The 15,654-nt window shown below is 65.6% G+C and carries 18 protein-coding genes; 16 read left to right on the top strand and 2 right to left on the bottom strand.

What is annotated here, in order from left to right; translation table 11 throughout:
• The first annotated feature begins 33 nt into the window (after positions 1 to 33).
• From fliG to fliR, 12 genes are all read left to right on the top strand, one after another.
• Entirely contained in the window at positions 34 to 1,029 is a 996-nt protein-coding gene (fliG, locus tag F615_RS0100090) for a flagellar motor switch protein FliG (protein WP_019559132.1), read from the top strand.
• Positions 1,030 to 1,046: 17 nt separating this feature from the next.
• The gene (locus F615_RS0100085; protein ID WP_245558299.1) at positions 1,047 to 1,754 is read left to right on the top strand and encodes a FliH/SctL family protein; all 708 of its coding nucleotides are present in this window, start codon (positions 1,047 to 1,049) and stop codon (positions 1,752 to 1,754) included.
• Positions 1,751 to 3,169 (top strand): flagellar protein export ATPase FliI, encoded by a 1,419-nt coding sequence (gene fliI / locus F615_RS0100080; protein WP_019559130.1) that lies wholly within the window; start codon positions 1,751 to 1,753, stop codon positions 3,167 to 3,169. Before F615_RS0100085 ends, fliI begins: the two co-directional genes overlap by 4 nt.
• 32 nt (positions 3,170 to 3,201) lie before the next feature.
• Positions 3,202 to 3,675: a flagellar export protein FliJ gene (gene fliJ / locus F615_RS17430; protein WP_019559129.1), complete on the top strand. Its 474-nt coding sequence runs from the start codon at positions 3,202 to 3,204 to the stop codon at positions 3,673 to 3,675.
• A 10-nt stretch (positions 3,676 to 3,685) separates the two neighbouring features.
• Positions 3,686 to 4,846: a flagellar hook-length control protein FliK gene (locus tag F615_RS0100070; protein WP_156824480.1), complete on the top strand. Its 1,161-nt coding sequence runs from the start codon at positions 3,686 to 3,688 to the stop codon at positions 4,844 to 4,846.
• Between the two features lie 149 nt (positions 4,847 to 4,995).
• The gene (locus F615_RS0100065) at positions 4,996 to 5,568 is read left to right on the top strand and encodes a flagellar basal body-associated FliL family protein (RefSeq protein ID WP_019559127.1); all 573 of its coding nucleotides are present in this window, start codon (positions 4,996 to 4,998) and stop codon (positions 5,566 to 5,568) included.
• A 37-nt stretch (positions 5,569 to 5,605) separates the two neighbouring features.
• A complete protein-coding gene (gene fliM, locus F615_RS0100060; protein ID WP_019559126.1) occupies positions 5,606 to 6,613 on the top strand; it encodes a flagellar motor switch protein FliM in 1,008 nt (335 codons plus the stop codon).
• A complete protein-coding gene (gene fliN, locus F615_RS0100055; protein WP_019559125.1) occupies positions 6,603 to 7,052 on the top strand; it encodes a flagellar motor switch protein FliN in 450 nt (149 codons plus the stop codon). Before fliM ends, fliN begins: the two co-directional genes overlap by 11 nt.
• 105 nt (positions 7,053 to 7,157) lie before the next feature.
• Positions 7,158 to 7,523 carry a FliO/MopB family protein gene (locus tag F615_RS17425; protein ID WP_019559124.1) on the top strand — a complete coding sequence of 122 codons (366 nt, stop codon included), beginning with the start codon at positions 7,158 to 7,160 and terminating at the stop codon, positions 7,521 to 7,523.
• A complete protein-coding gene (fliP, locus tag F615_RS0100045) occupies positions 7,523 to 8,317 on the top strand; it encodes a flagellar type III secretion system pore protein FliP (RefSeq protein WP_019559123.1) in 795 nt (264 codons plus the stop codon). The genes F615_RS17425 and fliP overlap by 1 nt, the downstream gene beginning before the upstream one ends.
• Positions 8,318 to 8,333: 16 nt before the next feature.
• A complete protein-coding gene (gene fliQ / locus F615_RS0100040) occupies positions 8,334 to 8,603 on the top strand; it encodes a flagellar biosynthesis protein FliQ (protein ID WP_019559122.1) in 270 nt (89 codons plus the stop codon).
• Positions 8,604 to 8,624: 21 nt separating this feature from the next.
• Positions 8,625 to 9,386 carry a flagellar biosynthetic protein FliR gene (fliR, locus tag F615_RS0100035; protein ID WP_019559121.1) on the top strand — a complete coding sequence of 254 codons (762 nt, stop codon included), beginning with the start codon at positions 8,625 to 8,627 and terminating at the stop codon, positions 9,384 to 9,386.
• A 61-nt stretch (positions 9,387 to 9,447) separates the two neighbouring features.
• Here fliR and F615_RS0100030 read toward each other — a convergent pair whose 3' ends face one another.
• Together F615_RS0100030 and F615_RS0100025 are read right to left on the bottom strand one after the other, a co-directional pair.
• A complete protein-coding gene (locus tag F615_RS0100030; protein ID WP_019559120.1) occupies positions 9,448 to 10,077 on the bottom strand; it encodes a response regulator in 630 nt (209 codons plus the stop codon).
• Positions 10,074 to 11,243 (bottom strand): hybrid sensor histidine kinase/response regulator, encoded by a 1,170-nt coding sequence (locus tag F615_RS0100025; RefSeq protein WP_019559119.1) that lies wholly within the window; start codon positions 11,241 to 11,243, stop codon positions 10,074 to 10,076. Before F615_RS0100025 ends, F615_RS0100030 begins: the two co-directional genes overlap by 4 nt.
• 165 nt (positions 11,244 to 11,408) lie before the next feature.
• On the opposite strand from F615_RS0100025, the gene F615_RS0100020 reads away from it, so the two are divergent.
• The 4 genes from F615_RS0100020 to F615_RS20670 all read left to right on the top strand — a co-directional run.
• Complete coding sequence (locus tag F615_RS0100020; protein ID WP_019559118.1) at positions 11,409 to 11,867, top strand: hypothetical protein; 459 nt, start codon at positions 11,409 to 11,411, stop codon at positions 11,865 to 11,867.
• Positions 11,868 to 11,929: 62 nt separating this feature from the next.
• Positions 11,930 to 12,292 (top strand): response regulator, encoded by a 363-nt coding sequence (locus F615_RS0100015; RefSeq protein ID WP_026329874.1) that lies wholly within the window; start codon positions 11,930 to 11,932, stop codon positions 12,290 to 12,292.
• A 61-nt stretch (positions 12,293 to 12,353) separates the two neighbouring features.
• On the top strand, positions 12,354 to 14,492 hold the full coding sequence (locus F615_RS0100010; RefSeq protein ID WP_019559116.1) for a chemotaxis protein CheA: 2,139 nt from the start codon (positions 12,354 to 12,356) through the stop codon (positions 14,490 to 14,492).
• Positions 14,493 to 14,545: 53 nt separating this feature from the next.
• Positions 14,546 to 15,654, top strand: a 1,109-nt coding sequence (locus F615_RS20670; protein ID WP_019559115.1) for a methyl-accepting chemotaxis protein, incomplete at its 3' end; no start/stop codon positions are given.

Here is a 15,654-nt window from a genome sequence, read left to right as displayed (position 1 = left end):
GAGGCTCGGTCTCACACTGCATCGAAAGACACCATGGACGAAGACGGACTGCAAGACTCGGCCATCCTCCTCATGTCGCTCGGCGAGGAGGAAGCCGCTGAGGTCTTCAAGCACCTCACACCGAAAGAGGTACAACGCCTGGGCGAGACCATCGCCAAAATGAAGGTCGTCCCCCGCGAGCGGGTCGAGTCGGTGCTGGACCGCTTCACCGCCGACGCCTCCGATCAAAGCATGCTCGTCAATGACACCGACGAATACGTCAAGTCAGTGCTGCGCAAGGCCTTGGGCGAGGACAAGGCCAACTTGCTGATCGACCGCATCTTGCAAGGCGGCGATGTCTCCGGGATCGAGAGCTTGAAGTGGATGGACCCGGCCTCCGTGGCCGAGCTGCTGCGCAACGAGCATCCGCAAATCATTGCCGCCATCTTGGTGCACCTGGAATTCGACCAGGCCGCCGAAGTGCTCAAGCACTTCGCCGAGCGCACCCGCCACGAGGTCATGATCCGTGTGGCCACGCTCGACGGCATCCAACCCTCGGCCTTGAAAGACCTCAACGAGGTGCTCTCCAAGGTGCTCGCCGGCGGAGACAAGCTGCGCAAGGCCTCGCTCGGCGGCGTGAAAACCGCCGCCGAAATCATCAATCTGATGGGCTCCACCGTCGAAGGTCCGATGCTGGACTACATCCGTCAAATCGACCCCGACTTGGCCCAGAAGATCATGGACAACATGTTCACCTTCGACGATCTGATGAAGATCGACGACCGAGGGATCCAGACCCTGCTCAAAGAGGTGCAGACCGAGTCGCTCGTCATCGCCCTCAAAGGCGCCTCGCCCGAGCTGCGCGAGAAGATCTTCAGCAACATGTCTTCACGCGCGGCCGAAACACTGCGAGAGGACTTGGAATCCCGCGGCCCGGTGCGCCTGTCCGAAGTGGAAGCCGAGCAGAAAGAGTTGCTCAAGATCGTGCGCCGCCTGGCCGACGAAGGGCAGATCGTGCTGTCGATGGGCGGCGATGACGGCTTCGTCTGAAACCCCACCACATGCCCATGGCCACCCCACTGTACAGCCGCTTCATCCCACGAGAAGAGCTGCACTCGTTCTCGGCTTGGAGTCCCGACTCCTTTTCCGACGAGTCGGCCGCTGCGCCCGCCGCAGGTGTGCCGCCGGCTCCGCAGCCCACCGAACAAGAGCGCGAAGCCCAGTGGCAGGCACAGATCGCCGAAGCCCGACAGGCCGGCTACAAAGACGGCTACCGTGACGGGCTGGTCGCGCTGGACGGGTTCAAACAAAGTTATGCCACCCAGGTCACGGCCCAAGTGGCCGCCGTGGCAGCATCGTTCCGCGCACAGCTCGATGCGATGGAGCAACAGCTCGCGCAGGGGCTGTCGCGGGTGGCCGTGGAAATCGCCCGCCAAGTCGTGCGCAGCGAGTTGAGCACACGCCCCGAGCTGATCCAGGCGGTGGCCCAAGAGGCTCTCAATGCCCTGGTGCATTCGGCCCGTCACATCCGCGTGCGACTGCACCCTGACGATTACCAGTTCCTCACCCAGCAGGGTCAGCTCGACCTGGACAGCCGAGGCGCCCGGCTGGTGAGCGATCCGGACATTCGCCGTGGCGGCTGCATCGTGGAATCCGACATCGGCCTCATCGATGCCAGCCTCGAAACCCGCTGGCGCCGCGCGGCCGCCGCCCTGGGCCACGACAGCCACTGGCAGGACGACGATGGCCCCACCCCAGGAGAGGACAGCACATGAGCGGCCCCGACACGGCTGCGGTCAAACTCGCAGCCTGGCATCAGTACCTCGAAGACTTGCGCAGCTTTGCCGCCGCGCCGCTGGGCTTGGAGACTCAGGGCACCCTCGTCAAAGTCGCCGGCCTGGTGCTCGAGGCTGCCGGCATCCGTGTGCCCGTGGGCTCGGTATGCGAAGTGCGCATGGACGGCCAGCCTCCGGTCCAGGCCGAGGTGGTGGGCTTCGCCGGTGACCGTGCCTACCTGATGCCCACCGGCGAGGTCCACGGGCTGGCCAGTGGTGCCCGCGTGGTGCCACTGGCCAGCCCCATCACCCCGCCGAAGCTCGGGCAAGTCAGCCACCCCTGGCGCCGCAGCGAAGACCGCAGCCTGCACCTGCCCATGGGCGATGGACTGCTTGGCCGTGTGGTCGACTCCCACGGCCGGCCGCTGGACCGCAAAGGGCCGATCACCGACGTCCACAACGAACCCCTGGTGCGCCGCCCCATCAACGCGATGGACCGGGACCCCGTGCGCGAACCGCTGGACACCGGCGTGCGAGCGATCAACGCCTTGCTCACGGTGGGCCGCGGCCAGCGCATCGGCTTGTTCGCGGGCTCGGGCGTGGGCAAATCGGTCTTGTTGGGCATGATGGCGCGCTACACCCGTGCCGATGTCATCGTCGTGGGTCTCATCGGTGAACGCGGCCGCGAGGTCAAGGAGTTCATCGAAGACATCCTCGGCGAGGACGGCTTGGCCCGCTCGGTCGTGGTGGCCGCCCCGGCCGACGCGCCGCCGCTGATGCGCATGCAAGGCGCCACCTACGCCACCGCGATCGCCGAACACTTTCGCGACCGCGGCCAGCATGTGCTGCTGCTGATGGACTCGCTCACCCGTTACGCCATGGCGCAACGCGAAATCGCCCTGGCCATCGGTGAGCCCCCCGCCACCAAAGGCTACCCCCCGAGTTGTTTTGCCAAGCTGCCTCAGCTCGTCGAGCGCAGCGGCAACGGACTCAACGGCCTGGGCTCCATCACCGCGTTCTACACCGTCCTCAGCGAAGGTGATGACCAGCAAGACCCGATTGCCGATGCCGCGCGGGCCATTCTCGATGGCCACATCGTGCTGACGCGCGAGTTGGCCGAATCGGGCCACTATCCGGCCATCGACGTGGAAAAGTCCGCCTCGCGCGTGATGCACAACGTCGTGACCGCCGATCACCTCGAAGCCGCGCGCCGTCTGCGCCAGATGCTGGCCCGCTACAACCGCAGTCGCGACCTGTTGCAGCTGGGCGCCTACGTGCCTGGCCAAGACGCCGAACTCGACGCCGCCGTTCAGGCCTGGCCTGCCATCCGCGCTCTGCTGCAACAAGACATGCGTGAATGCGCTCCCTTGGCCGACAGCGTGCGCCGCATGATGGACTGCCTTGCCCCTCGCTGACTGCCCCCCCCACTTAGCCCCCAGGACACACCATGCACCCTCGGCTCCATCCCTTGACCCTGGCCCTCGAAGTGGCCGAAAAGGAATGCCAGCAGGCCCACCAGGTCGTGCTGCGCCTGCAGCACCAGATGGATGCTGCCCGCGCACAGGCCCGACAACTCGACGACTACCGTCGCGACTACCAGCAGCGCTGGAGTGAGCGCTTCCGCATCGAAGGCACGGCATCGATCCTGCAGTGCTACCAAGACTTCATGGCGCGCCTGGATCAAGCCAGCACGCAGCAGCAAGCCACGGTGCAACGCCTGCAACACCACCTCGAGCAAGCCCAACAATCCTTGCGCGAACGCGAGACGCGGGCAGCGTCCATCCGCAAGTTGATCGAACGCCGCCAAAGCGAGCTGGCGCTGGCCCGCCAGCGGCAAGAGCAAAAGCTCACGGACGAACAAGCCGCACGCATGGCCTGGTCCCGTGGTGCCGCCGACTCCGGCGACTTGGCGCTGGCCTGAAGGAAGCCCCATGTCCGTCACCGCCCTGCCCTTTGCGCTGACGCCCACCCCCGGGGGTGTGGGAAGCACGTCCCCGGTCCGCGCCGGCAGCGCCCGAGCCGATGCGGAGGCATCCGATTTCGGCCGCTGGCTGCAACACGCCCACGGGGCGGCACCCGCCCCACGCGCCGCAGTCCAAGCCACGCCGCAGACCCCACCCCCCCGGCCCAGCACGGCCGAGACTCGGCCCCCCCTGCCCGACCGAGTCGCGCAGCCCATGGACGCAGCCGCAGCGCCTGCGCAAGCCGATCCCGACTCGCCACCGGCCGAGGACACCGACGACGAGGAGCCGGCCTCGACCTCCGGCAACGGCGAGCCCATGGCGGCATGGTGGTGGAGCCCGCCCGAGCCCCCGGCCTCGCCGATCAAGCCCGAGGCAGGCGCCGAAGGCCCGCACAAAGCAGACCCGCTGTCCCCCGCGCGCGAGGGCAAAGCCGCCCTCCCGACGCAGGCATTCGAGCTGCAAACGCCAAGGCCCGAGGCCCCGCCCGAGCCGCCGGCGGCCGCGCCCTCGGATCCAGCCGCGCCAACGCTTTTCATGACGGAGGCCACCGAGCCCCCCCCGGCCGGCGCCCCCCTCCCGAGCCCGCCCCCCCTGGAGGCGCACGGCGCCGATGCGGCAGGCCCAGGCCCGATGCCGTGGATGGTCGGTGCGGTCGCCCCCGCGCACGCCACACCCCGCGCCGAAGGAACAAGTGCCCCGCCCAGCGCCACGCTGGCCACGCCCGTGCACGACCCGGATTTCCCGGATGCGCTGGCACAGCACATCACCGTCCTCACCCGGCAAGGCGTCCACGAGGCCCAGCTCCACCTGCGTCCGGCCGACATGGGCACGGTGAGCATCCACATCGCCATTGCGGGCCAACAAGCCCAGGTGGAATTTGCCGCCAGCGCCAGTGCCACGCGCGCCGCGCTGGAGGCCAGCTTCTCGCATTTGGCGGCGGCCCTGCACGAAGCCGGGCTGACCCTCACCGGCGGTGGCGTCTCCGGCGAGACCCTGCCGCGCCGCCAGGCCCCCAGCGACACGCCCGGTGCAGCGGGTCGGCCCAGCGACGAACCATCGCCCACGCCTGTGGCGGGCGTGCGCACGCGCATCGTCCCGCTGGCGGGCCGGCTAGACCTCTATGTTTGAGCATGGCCACGCCAAAACCGGCGAAACCTCACGGCAACCCCCGTTTTCCGCCCTTATTCGCCGGTTCGGGCGCCCCATCCCCTCGAATAATCAAGTGACATGCCCCAAAGCCTCCACAGGCATGGGGCCCCGACTCGAAGGAAATGACCATGTCCACAGCCGCAGCCGCCGATGCCGCCCCGGCCAAAGGGGGCAAGAAGCTCTTGTTGTTCGCCATCATCGGAGTGGTCGTGTTGGCCGTGGCCGCCGTGGCGGCCGTGCTCCTGCTCAAAAAACACGGGGCCCAGGACGAAGACGAAGCCCTGGACGAACCGCCTGCGGCCACGCAAAGCACCAAGAAGAAAAAGGCTGCGGTCGCCCCCACGTTCTTGCCCTTGGACACCTTCACCGTCAACCTGGCCGACCGCCAGGCCGAACGCTATGCGCAAGTGGGCATCACGCTGGAAGTGGAATCGCCCGAGGTCGTCGAACAACTCAAAGCCTTCATGCCGGCGATCCGCAGCAACATCTTGATGCTGTTGTCGCAGAAAACCGCCACCGAGTTGTACGACCGAGCCGGCAAAGAACAGCTGGCCATGGAAATCATGCGCGAAGCGGTCCGCCCCCTGGGCATCGAATTGGACGAAGAGCCGCCGGCAGCCCCCAACGGCAAGGCCCGCAAACGCCCAGCCGTGCACAACCCGATTCTGGCCGTGCACTTTTCCAACTTCATCATCCAGTGAGCCTGCGGCCGTCCCCATCGCCCAGGGAGATGCACCGATGAGCCAGCAAATTCTGTCGCAAGACGAGGTCGATGCCCTGTTGCAAGGCATCACCGGCGAAAGCCAAAAGCTGGAAGAAGAGGAGGTTCCGGCCGGCGGCATCCGCGACTATGACATCGCCAGCCAGGAACGCATCGTGCGTGGGCGCATGCCCACGATGGAGATCATCAACGAACGATTCGCGCGCAACATCCGCATCGGCTTGTTCAATCTCATCCGCAAAAGCCCCGAAGTGTCCGTCGGGGCCATCAAGGTGCAAAAGTACAGCGCCTTCCTGCGCGAGATCGTCGTTCCCACCAACTTCAACATCGTCTCGGTCAAGCCCTTGCGGGGCTCGGGTCTGGTGGTGTGCGACCCCACGCTGGTGTTCGCCGTCATCGACGCGCTGTTTGGCGGCAACGGCAAATTCCACACCCGCATCGAAGGCCGCGACTTCTCGCCCACCGAGCAGCGCATCATCAACCGGCTGGTCGATGTCATCCGCGAGGAATACAAAAAAGCCTGGCAGGGCATCTACCCGCTGGAGCTGGAATACCAGCGCTCGGAGATGCAGCCGCAGTTCGCCAATGTGGCCACGCCCAGCGAGATCGTCGTGGCCACTTCGTTCACCCTGGAAATCGGCGACACCACCGGCACGGTGCATTTCTGCATCCCCTATGCCACGCTGGAACCCATCCGCGACATCCTGTATTCCACGGTACAAGGCGATTCGGCCGAGCCCGACCGCCGATGGGTCAAGCTGCTCACCCACCAGATCCAGGCCGCCGAGGTCGAACTCGTCGCCGAGCTGGGGACCGCCCCGGCCACGGTCGAGCAACTCTTGTCGCTCAAGCCGGGCGACTTCCTGGAGCTGGACCTGGCTCCGGCCATCGAAGTCAAGGTCGACGGCGTACCGGTTTTCGAATGCCAATACGGCACATCCAACGGCAAATACGCCGTGCGCATCGAGAAAGTATTGACCGGCCAAGAACTCGGCTGGTTGGGAGAGCACCATCATGTCAGTTGAGCATCAGCAGCCCACCGACGAGCAAGACGCGATGGCCGCAGAATGGGAAGCGGCCCTGGCCCAGCAGAAAGGTGCCGCCGCTGCGGCCGAGGAGGTGGTGACCACGGCGGCCGAGCAGGTGGCGCCGGCCTCGTTCACCAACTTCACCCCCACCACCTCGAACGCTGCGGGCAACGACATCAACATGATCCTGGACATCCCGGTGCAACTCACCGTGGAGCTGGGACGCACCCGCATCCCGATCAAACACATCCTGCAGCTGGCCCAAGGCTCGGTGATCGAGCTCGACGCCCTGGCCGGCGAGCCCATGGATGTGCTGGTCAACGGCTACCTCATCGCACAGGGCGAGGTGGTCGTGGTCAATGACAAGTTTGGCATCCGCCTCACCGACATCGTCACGCCGTCCGAACGCATGCGCCGCCTCAGCCGTGGCGGCTGAGCCTGCGCGGCCGTGACGCGGTGCACGCGCCACGGCACAAAGCCCAAAGCAAGGGGCCATCGGCCCCTTTCTTCTTGGCTTCCAAGGCCCGCCAGGCTGCCCACAATGAGCGGCAACGGTTCATTGCCCTTGCTGCCCATGCCCACCGCCGGCTCCTTCCTCCTGTGGTTCCTGCTCATCGTCGCGGCCATCCCGCTGACGCTGTGGTTCCTCAAGCGCAGCCCTTTGGGGAGCCTCGGCCAGACGCAAACCACCCGCATCATCTCCAGCACGCCCGTGGGACCCGCGCAAAGACTGGTGACCGTCGAAGTCGGCCACGGCGATGAGCGCCGCTGGCTGATTCTGGGCGTCACCGCCCAGAGCATTCGCACCCTGCACACCCTGCCCGCACAAGACCTGCCGCAGGCCCCACCGGCGCCTCAAGCGCCGGCCTTTGCCAGCTTGTTCCACACCATGCGCAAGGATCGCTGATGCAGCTCGAACGCCCTCTGGCTTGGCGGCGCCTTGCCCATCTCGGCGCGATCGCCGTCTTGTCGTTGATCTCGGCATTGCCGGCAGCCGCTTGGGCCCAGACGAGTGGCGGTGTCGGCACCGGCACGCTGCCCGTGCTCATCGGCCAGGGGCCCGGTGGCACGAGCTACTCGGTGCCGATCCAAACCCTGCTCTTCTTCACCGCGCTGAGCTTCATTCCAGCCGTGTTGCTGCTGATGACGAGCTTCACGCGCATCGTCATCGTGCTGAGCCTGCTGCGCCAAGCCCTGGGCACCCAGTCGGCCCCGCCCAACCAGGTCATCATCGGACTGTCGCTCTTCCTCACGCTGTTCGTGATGGGGCCCACCATCGACCGCATCTACTCCGAGGCCTATCAGCCCTACACGGCCCAGCAGATCGACTTCGACACCGCCGTGCAACGCGCCGAAGCGCCGATGCGTGAATTCATGCTCAAGCAAACGCGCGAATCCGACTTCGCACTGTTTGCCAAGCTGGCCAAGCTCGACCCCTCGGTGACCGCCCAACAGGCCCCCTTGCGCGTGCTGGTGCCTGCGTTCGTCACCAGCGAGCTCAAAAGCGCCTTCCAGATCGGTTTCATGATCTTCATTCCTTTCTTGATCATCGACATGATCGTCGCCAGCGTCCTGATGAGCCTGGGCATGATGATGCTCTCGCCCGTGTTGGTGGCCCTGCCGTTCAAGCTGATGCTCTTCGTACTGGCCGACGGCTGGAACCTGCTGCTTGGATCGCTGGCGGCCAGCTTCGTCACTTGACTGCAAGGACACACAGATGGACGCCTCCCATGTCTTCACCCTCGGCCAGCAGGCGCTGTACATCCTGCTGATGCTGTCCGCGCCACTGTTGCTAACCGTGCTGGCCATCGGCTTGGTGGTCAGCATCATCCAGGCGGCCACCCAAATCCACGAGGCCACCCTGTCGTTCGTGCCCAAGCTGGTGGGAGCGGTGATCGTGCTGGCCATGGCCGGCCCGTGGATGATGACCACCCTGGTCGAATACATCCAGCGCACCCTTGGCGGCATCCCCGGCATGGTCCAGTGAGCCCGATCGCGGCGCGGCCCCATGCTCACCTTCACCGACGCCCAGCTCAGCGCCTGGCTGTCACCGTTGCTGTGGCCCTTTTTTCGGGCGCTGGCACTGTTCATGACCGTGCCGGTGCTGTCGCAGCGCGCCATACCTGCCCGCGCGAAGATTGGCCTGGCCTTCTTGGTGGCCCTGGCCGCACAAGCATCGATGCCACAAGTCACGCCGGTGGCGCTGGACGCGCCAGACGCCCTGTTGGTGCTGATTCAGCAGCTGCTCATCGGCGCAACCCTGGGATTTGCCGTACGACTGATCTTTGCCGGCATGGAGTATGCCGGCGAGCTGATCGGCTTGCAGATGGGCCTGGGCTTTGCGGCCTTCTTCGACCCCGCGCAAGGCGGCGCGACCAATGCCGTCAGTCGCTTGTTCGGCACCCTCAGCGCCTTGCTCTTCGTGGTCATCAACGGCCACCTGATCCTCGTGGCGGCCGTGGTCCAGAGTTTCCAAACGTTTCCGGTCGGCCCCGAACCCATGGCTTTGCCGCGCCTGCTCCAAGTCCACAGCTGGGGCGCCGAGGTGTTCAAGCTCGGCCTGTGGATCGCCCTGCCGCTGCTGGCCATGCTGATCTTCGTCAACCTGGTGCTGGGCGTAATCTCTCGCGTGGCTCAGCAGATGAACATCTTTGCCATCGGATTTCCGATCACCGTATCCGTCGGATTGCTGGGTCTGTTGCTGACCCTACCGACCATGGAGCAACCGTTCGTGATGGCCATCGAGCGTGCACTGAGTCACTTCCGATGAGGCCGCCCGCACGGGCCGGACGCCGCGATGCGCCGCCGCAACGGCGACCGGCCACGGCGCTTCACACCAAGCCGTTGCGAATGGCGTAGACCGTCAACTCGGAATTGTTGCTCAGGCCGAGTTTCTCGAGCACCCGCGCACGATAGACGCTGACCGTCTTGGGGCTGAGCGTCAGTTCCTCGGCAATGTCCGACAAACGCTTGCCCGAGGCGATCATCACCAGCGTTTGCAACTCGCGATCCGACAAGCGTTCGTGCGGCGCCTCGGTGGTCGGGGCCGTCAGGCTCTCCACCAACATCTGTGCCATGTCGGGCGTGACGTACTTGCGCCCTTGAGCCACCGTGCGCACGGCAGCCACCAACTGGGACGGGTCGCCCCCCTTGTTCACGTAACCATAGGCCCCGGCCTTCAAGGCCCGGATGGCGTATTGATCCTCGGGATACATCGACACCACCAGCACTTTCACTGGCGAGCCTTCTTCCTTCAGGGCGTGCAGCACGTCCAGGCCGCTGCGGCCTGGCAAGTTGATGTCCAGCACCAACACATCGCAGCCCTGGCGTCGCATCAGGGCACGCAACTCGCCGTAATCGCCCGCCTCGCCCACCACCTCGATGTCCGGGGCATCCGACAAGGTGTCTCGGATTCCCCGGCGAATCAGCGCGTGGTCGTCGCACAGGATCACTTGAATCACAGTTCCCCCCAGAACGTCGGGTCTTCGCCCGAGCGTACATCATGCAAACGCGGAATGTCTTCTTCCCCCCCACGATCCACTGGCCCCCGCAGAGGCACCGACAGGATCAAGGTCGTGCCGTGCGGACCGCTGCTGAGGTCCACCCAGCCCCCCACCGTGCTGGCCCGCTCATGCAGCCCGCGGATGCCAAACGAACGGGCCTTGGCCAGATCGGCACGGCTCAATCCCCGGCCATTGTCGCTGACCTCCAAGGACAGCACGCCAGCGGCGATGGTCAAATCCACATTCACCCGCGTGGCCTGGGCATGCTTGGCCACATTGGTCAAAGCCTCCTGCGCGGTCCGGTAGGCCACCAAGGGCACACCGGCGGGCAAGCGGGGATGTTCCTGGCTCGAACGGAAACGCGTCTCAATTCCGGTACGCTTCTCGAACGTCGCGGTCATCCATTGCAGCGCCGCCACCAAGCCCTGCTCCAGAATCGCCGGGCGCAGGTTGTGCATGATGCGCTTGCTCGACTCCAGCGCTTGGCTGACGGTCTCCAGGGCCTCATGCGCGCGCCGCACGATGGCAGGCTCGTTCGAATGGCAAGCGATCCAGGCCAAGTCGAACTTCAGCGCGGTCAACGAGCCCCCCACGTCATCATGGATTTCGCGGGCGATGGCTGCGCGCTCGCGCTCCACGCTGGTTTGGAGATGCTGGGCCAATTCACGCAGGCGCTCTTGCGACTGTGCCAAAGCCACATCGGCCTGCCGCTTGTCGCGCAAGGCTTGATGCGCCTCGATGGCATGCAGCATGGCCGGCACCAGCCGGGTCAGATTGTTCTTGAGGAGATAGTCGGCCGCGCCGTTGCGCATGGCCTCCACCGCGGTGTCTTCGCCGACTTCGCCCGAGACGATGATGAACGGAGTCAAGATGCCCCGCGACTTGATCATCTCCAGCGCCACCAGCCCCGAAAAGCCCGGCAGGCTGTAGTCCGACAAGATGACATCCCAGGACGCATCGCCCCCTTCCGCCAAGGCCGCTTCGAATTGCGCCGCCGTCTCCACGCGACGCGCATGCACCGTCAGGCCGGCACGGCGCATCTGGGTCACCATCAGCTCGTGATCCAGCTCCGAGTCCTCGATGTGCAGGACCCGCAGCAGCCGCGGGGCATCAGCAGTGGGCATCTGAGGGTTTTCCCGTTGGCGACCTTCAGTGGGCCATCGTGCGGCCGATATAGCGTCAGGTCCGGACCGCAAGGTCCGCGCTCAAGACGTGCAAAGGACTGCCGAAAATTCTAGCGCTAGGCCTCAATGTATGCCCGCATGCCTTCGCCGAGCCACGGAGACCCCATGCTGACCACCCCACCGCCCAGCCCCGATCCGGGGCCCACCCTGCCCTTGCCTGTGGCCGCCGACTTGCAGGACCACCTAATGACGGCCACGCACGACCTGGAGCGACTCCAGGGCCTGCTGGCCGATGCCTGCGACGGCCTGATGCTGCGCTTTTCGACCGCCGTCCAGCAGATGGAAGGGCTCATGCAAGCCGCCAGCGACCACCGCATCCAGACCAGCGAGCTGGTCCCGGTGCTGCGCAACCTCAGTGGGGCGGTCACCGCATTGCAGTTTCAGGACATGGCCTCGCAACTCATCGCGCACACCAACCGGCGTCTGCGCAACTGCGCCGATCGAATCGCGCGCGAGACCATGGGCGATGACGAAGACGGCCAAACCGTCGTCGAAGACGCGCCGCTGAGGCCCAACCCAGTCACCCAGTCCGAGATGGACGCCGGATCGATCGAACTGTTCTGAACCCGAACTCAAGTTTTCGCCCCAGGTACCGATACCCAGCCAGACACATCGGAGAGACAGCCATGCATTCCATCCTTGCGGTAGACGATTCCGCCTCCATGCGCCAGATGGTCGCCTTCACCCTGAAGAACGCCGGCTACCACGTGGTGGAGGCCGTCGACGGCCAGGATGCCTATGAAAAAGCCGGCACTCGCACCTTCGACCTCGTGCTGACCGACCAGAACATGCCCCGCATGGATGGCATCAGCCTGACGAAAAAGCTGCGCGAGAACCCGCAATTCAAAAGCACGCCCATTTTGATTCTGACCACGGAATCCAGCGACCAGATGAAACAGGCTGGTCGGGCCGCGGGTGCGACCGGCTGGTTGGTCAAGCCCTTCGATCCGAACAAGCTGATCGAGGTGATTCAAAAAGTGATCAAGTGAGCTGGCCCGCCGCCGCACTGCTGCCATCCGTCCCATCATCCGACCGCACCAGGAGTACACCGTGGGCGAAATGACCTCCGAAGGCGCCCAGCTGGGCGCCAGTTTCGACCTCAGCCAGTTCTACCAGGTCTTCTTCGAAGAAGCCTCGGAGAACCTGGAGCGCATGGAGCAGCTCTTGCTCGAGCTGGACATCGAAGCCGCCGATGACGAAGAGCTCAACGCCATCTTCCGCTGCGCGCACTCGATCAAAGGGGGGGCGGCCACCTTCGGCTTCACCGACGTGGCCGAGCTGACCCACCAGATGGAGACGCTGCTGGACAAACTGCGCCGCCATGAGCTGCAACCCACGCCCAGCATGGTCGACGTGCTGTTGGCCTCGGGCGATGCCCTCAAAGCCCAGCTCGCACGCCACCAAACCGGCGCTGGCGACGTGATCGACACCACCGAGTTGCTGTTCAACATCCGTGCCCTGGCCGCCGGCGAGGCGCCCCCGGCCCCGGTGGCCGCGCCCCCCGTGGTCAGCGCGCCCGCCGAGCCGCCGGCACCGGCGGCAGCAGCCCAAGGCGAACGCACCCTGGAACTCGTGGTCGGTCCGCTGCCCGACCCGTCGGTGGCCGACAACCTGGTCGAGCTCTTCAAGGAAATCGTCGATTTGGGCCACATCGAACCGCTGGATGGGGGTGTCGCCCAGCAGGGCATGCGGCGATTCAAGGTCGTCACGCGCAGCTCCGAGTCTGAACTGCTGGATCTGTTCACCTTCCATGTCTCCAAAGAGCATGTGCAGTTCAAACCTCTGAGCCCGGCGTCCACGGCACCGGCGGCCCCGCCGTCCCCGGCCTCGGCCGCCCCCGACCCCGGCTACGGCTTCTTCGAGAACGCGCCCGGCGCACCCGCGCCCGCCGCCCCGGACCCCGGCTATGGCTTTTTCGAAAACGCCCCTGGGGCTCCGTCGTCCACGTCCACGCCAGCGCCGGCCAAACCCGCGCCCAGCCCCAAGCCGGCTGCGCGCGGCGAGGCCCGCAGCAGCGCCTCGCTCGATGCCGCCACGATCCGTGTTTCCGTCGAGAAAGTCGACCAGCTCATCAACCTCGTGGGCGAACTCGTCATCACTCAGGCCATGCTGGCGCAAACCAGTCGCAACCTCGATCCGGTGGTGCACCAGCAATTGCTCGCTGGCCTGACTGACCTGGACCGCAACACGCGCGACCTGCAGGAAGCCGTGATGTCGATCCGCATGATCCCCATGTCCACGGTGTTCAGCCGCTTCCCGCGCATGCTGCGCGATCTGGCCAACAAACTCGGCAAAAAGGTCGAACTGGTCACGCACGGCGAAGCCACCGAGCTGGACAAAGGATTGGTCGAGAAGATCACCGACCCGCTGACCCACCTGGTGCGCAATTCCTGCGATCATGGCATCGAGCTGCCGGCCGAACGCCTGGCCGCCGGCAAACCAGAGACCGGCACCATCACCCTGTCGGCCTCGCACCAAGGCGGCTCCATCGTGATCGAAGTCCGTGATGACGGTCGCGGCCTGAGCCGAGAAAAGCTCTTGAAGAAGGCCCGCGAACGCGGACTGCACGCGCCCGACACGCTCACCGACCAGGAAGTGTGGAACCTCATTTTCGAGCCCGGCTTCTCCACCGCCGAGCAAGTCACCGACGTCTCTGGCCGCGGGGTGGGCATGGACGTGGTGAAGAAAAACATCGCTGCGCTCAACGGCACGGTGGAAATCGACTCGGCCGAAGGCTATGGCATGCGCGTCTCGGTGCGCCTGCCGCTGACGCTGGCCATCATGGACGGCATGAGCGTCGGCGTGGGCGACGAGTGCTACATCCTGCCCTTGTCCTCCGTGGTCGAGAGCTTCCAAGTCGAGCCCGGCATGATCAAGACCGTGGGCACCAGCGGCCGCGTGGTCGAGGTGCGCTCGGAGTACATGCCCGTCATCGAACTGGAACAAGTCTTCAAAGTACCACGCTTCGACTTCGAGCACGCCAGCTCCATCATGGTCGTGGTCGAAGCCGAAGGCGGCCGCGTCGCGCTGATGGTCGATGAGCTGCTCGGCCAACAACAGGTGGTGGTGAAAAACCTCGAGGCCAACTATCGCAAAGTGCCCGACGTCTCCGGCGCCACCATCCTCGGCGATGGCCGCGTGGCCCTCATCCTCGACGTGGCCAGCCTGGTGCGGCGCTCCCGTCACTGAAGATGGCAGGCCTCCGCCACGGGAGGCCTTGCCGTTGCTGCCCCATACCCCCCATGAAAATCGGAACCAAGCTGTGGTGCGCCACAGCCCTCATCGCGGCCTGTCAGCTCAGCCTCGTGGCCATCTCCGGTCTGCGCTCGGCCTCATCTACCCAGTTTTTCGACACCCATCAAGCGGCCCACGAGGCCAAACTCGATGCGGCCATGCAGTGGCAAGCCCAACGCCAAGCCTATGTCGAGCGCCTGCAAGCCCTGGCGCTGGCACCGGCCGAGGCGCCCCAGGCCCGCCGCCTCCACGAGGCCCTGGACACCAGCCACCGCGAGATCGAAGCCTTGATCGCACGACTGGAAGCGGCCACGCAGTCGGCGCCCGAGCGTTCCGCATTGCAGCAAGCCCGCGAGCACCAGACCCAATTGGCCCAGCTCAGCGAGCGCATCACCCAACTGCGCACCCAAGGCGATATGGCCGCCCTCACCCGCCTGCTCGATCACGACATCAGCGCATCGGTCCGCCGCAACCAAGACGTGCACCGAGACCTGCTGGCGGCGCTGTCCGCATCGGCCGCGCAGTTCAAGGCCGAATTCAAGGCCCAGCGGCAGGCCACGATCGCCCTGGCTGCCAGCGCCGCCGTGCTGGTCTTGAGCCTGCTGGCCGCCGGCACCTGGTGGTTGGTGCGCTCCATCCGCGATCCGCTGCGCGAAGCGGTCGCCGCTGCGCGCCGCATCGCGCAGGGCGACCTGGCCACCCCGGTGCACGGCCGTCGCGATGATGAAATCGGTGAAATGATGCAGGCCCTGGCGCAGATGCAACAGGCTCTGCGCGACACCGTCGCTCAGGTGCGACTGTCCACCGACAGCATCTCCACCGCATCGAGCGAGATCGCCCAAGGCAACCAAGACCTCAGCCATCGCACCGAGCAAGCCGCCAGCAGCCTGCAGCAAACCGCCTCCTCCATGGAGCAGCTCACCGGCACCGTCAAACACTCCGCCGACGCCGCACGACAAGCCAACCAGCTGGCCTCCAACGCCTCCAGCGTCGCCCAGCGCGGCGGCCAGGTCGTCTCCCAGGTCGTCTCCACCATGGAAGACATCAACTCCGCCTCCAAAAAAATCGCCGACATCATCGGCGTCATCGACGGCATCGCCTTCCAAACCAACATCCT

Source organism: Caldimonas manganoxidans ATCC BAA-369 (assembly GCF_000381125.1).
GTDB lineage: Bacteria > Pseudomonadota > Gammaproteobacteria > Burkholderiales > Burkholderiaceae_C > Caldimonas > Caldimonas manganoxidans.
This window is presented reverse-complemented; position numbering and strand designations above follow the sequence as displayed.

What these genes read in the sequence shown, in the direction of transcription:
- F615_RS0100070 (WP_156824480.1), top strand. Translation starts at nt 3,686, where the DNA reads ATGTCCGTCACCGCCCTGCCCTTTGCGCTGACGCCCACCCCCGGGGGT.
- fliN (WP_019559125.1), top strand. Translation starts at nt 6,603, where the DNA reads ATGTCAGTTGAGCATCAGCAGCCCACCGACGAGCAAGACGCGATGGCC.
- fliQ (WP_019559122.1), top strand. Translation starts at nt 8,334, where the DNA reads ATGGACGCCTCCCATGTCTTCACCCTCGGCCAGCAGGCGCTGTACATC.
- fliI (WP_019559130.1), top strand. Translation starts at nt 1,751, where the DNA reads ATGAGCGGCCCCGACACGGCTGCGGTCAAACTCGCAGCCTGGCATCAG.
- F615_RS0100015 (WP_026329874.1), top strand. Translation starts at nt 11,930, where the DNA reads ATGCATTCCATCCTTGCGGTAGACGATTCCGCCTCCATGCGCCAGATG.
- fliM (WP_019559126.1), top strand. Translation starts at nt 5,606, where the DNA reads ATGAGCCAGCAAATTCTGTCGCAAGACGAGGTCGATGCCCTGTTGCAA.
- F615_RS17425 (WP_019559124.1), top strand. Translation starts at nt 7,158, where the DNA reads ATGAGCGGCAACGGTTCATTGCCCTTGCTGCCCATGCCCACCGCCGGC.
- fliP (WP_019559123.1), top strand. Translation starts at nt 7,523, where the DNA reads ATGCAGCTCGAACGCCCTCTGGCTTGGCGGCGCCTTGCCCATCTCGGC.
- fliR (WP_019559121.1), top strand. Translation starts at nt 8,625, where the DNA reads ATGCTCACCTTCACCGACGCCCAGCTCAGCGCCTGGCTGTCACCGTTG.
- F615_RS0100085 (WP_245558299.1), top strand. Translation starts at nt 1,047, where the DNA reads ATGGCCACCCCACTGTACAGCCGCTTCATCCCACGAGAAGAGCTGCAC.
- fliG (WP_019559132.1), top strand. Translation starts at nt 34, where the DNA reads ATGGACGAAGACGGACTGCAAGACTCGGCCATCCTCCTCATGTCGCTC.
- fliJ (WP_019559129.1), top strand. Translation starts at nt 3,202, where the DNA reads ATGCACCCTCGGCTCCATCCCTTGACCCTGGCCCTCGAAGTGGCCGAA.
- F615_RS0100020 (WP_019559118.1), top strand. Translation starts at nt 11,409, where the DNA reads ATGCTGACCACCCCACCGCCCAGCCCCGATCCGGGGCCCACCCTGCCC.
- F615_RS0100065 (WP_019559127.1), top strand. Translation starts at nt 4,996, where the DNA reads ATGTCCACAGCCGCAGCCGCCGATGCCGCCCCGGCCAAAGGGGGCAAG.
- F615_RS0100025 (WP_019559119.1), bottom strand. Translation starts at nt 11,243, where the DNA reads ATGCCCACTGCTGATGCCCCGCGGCTGCTGCGGGTCCTGCACATCGAG.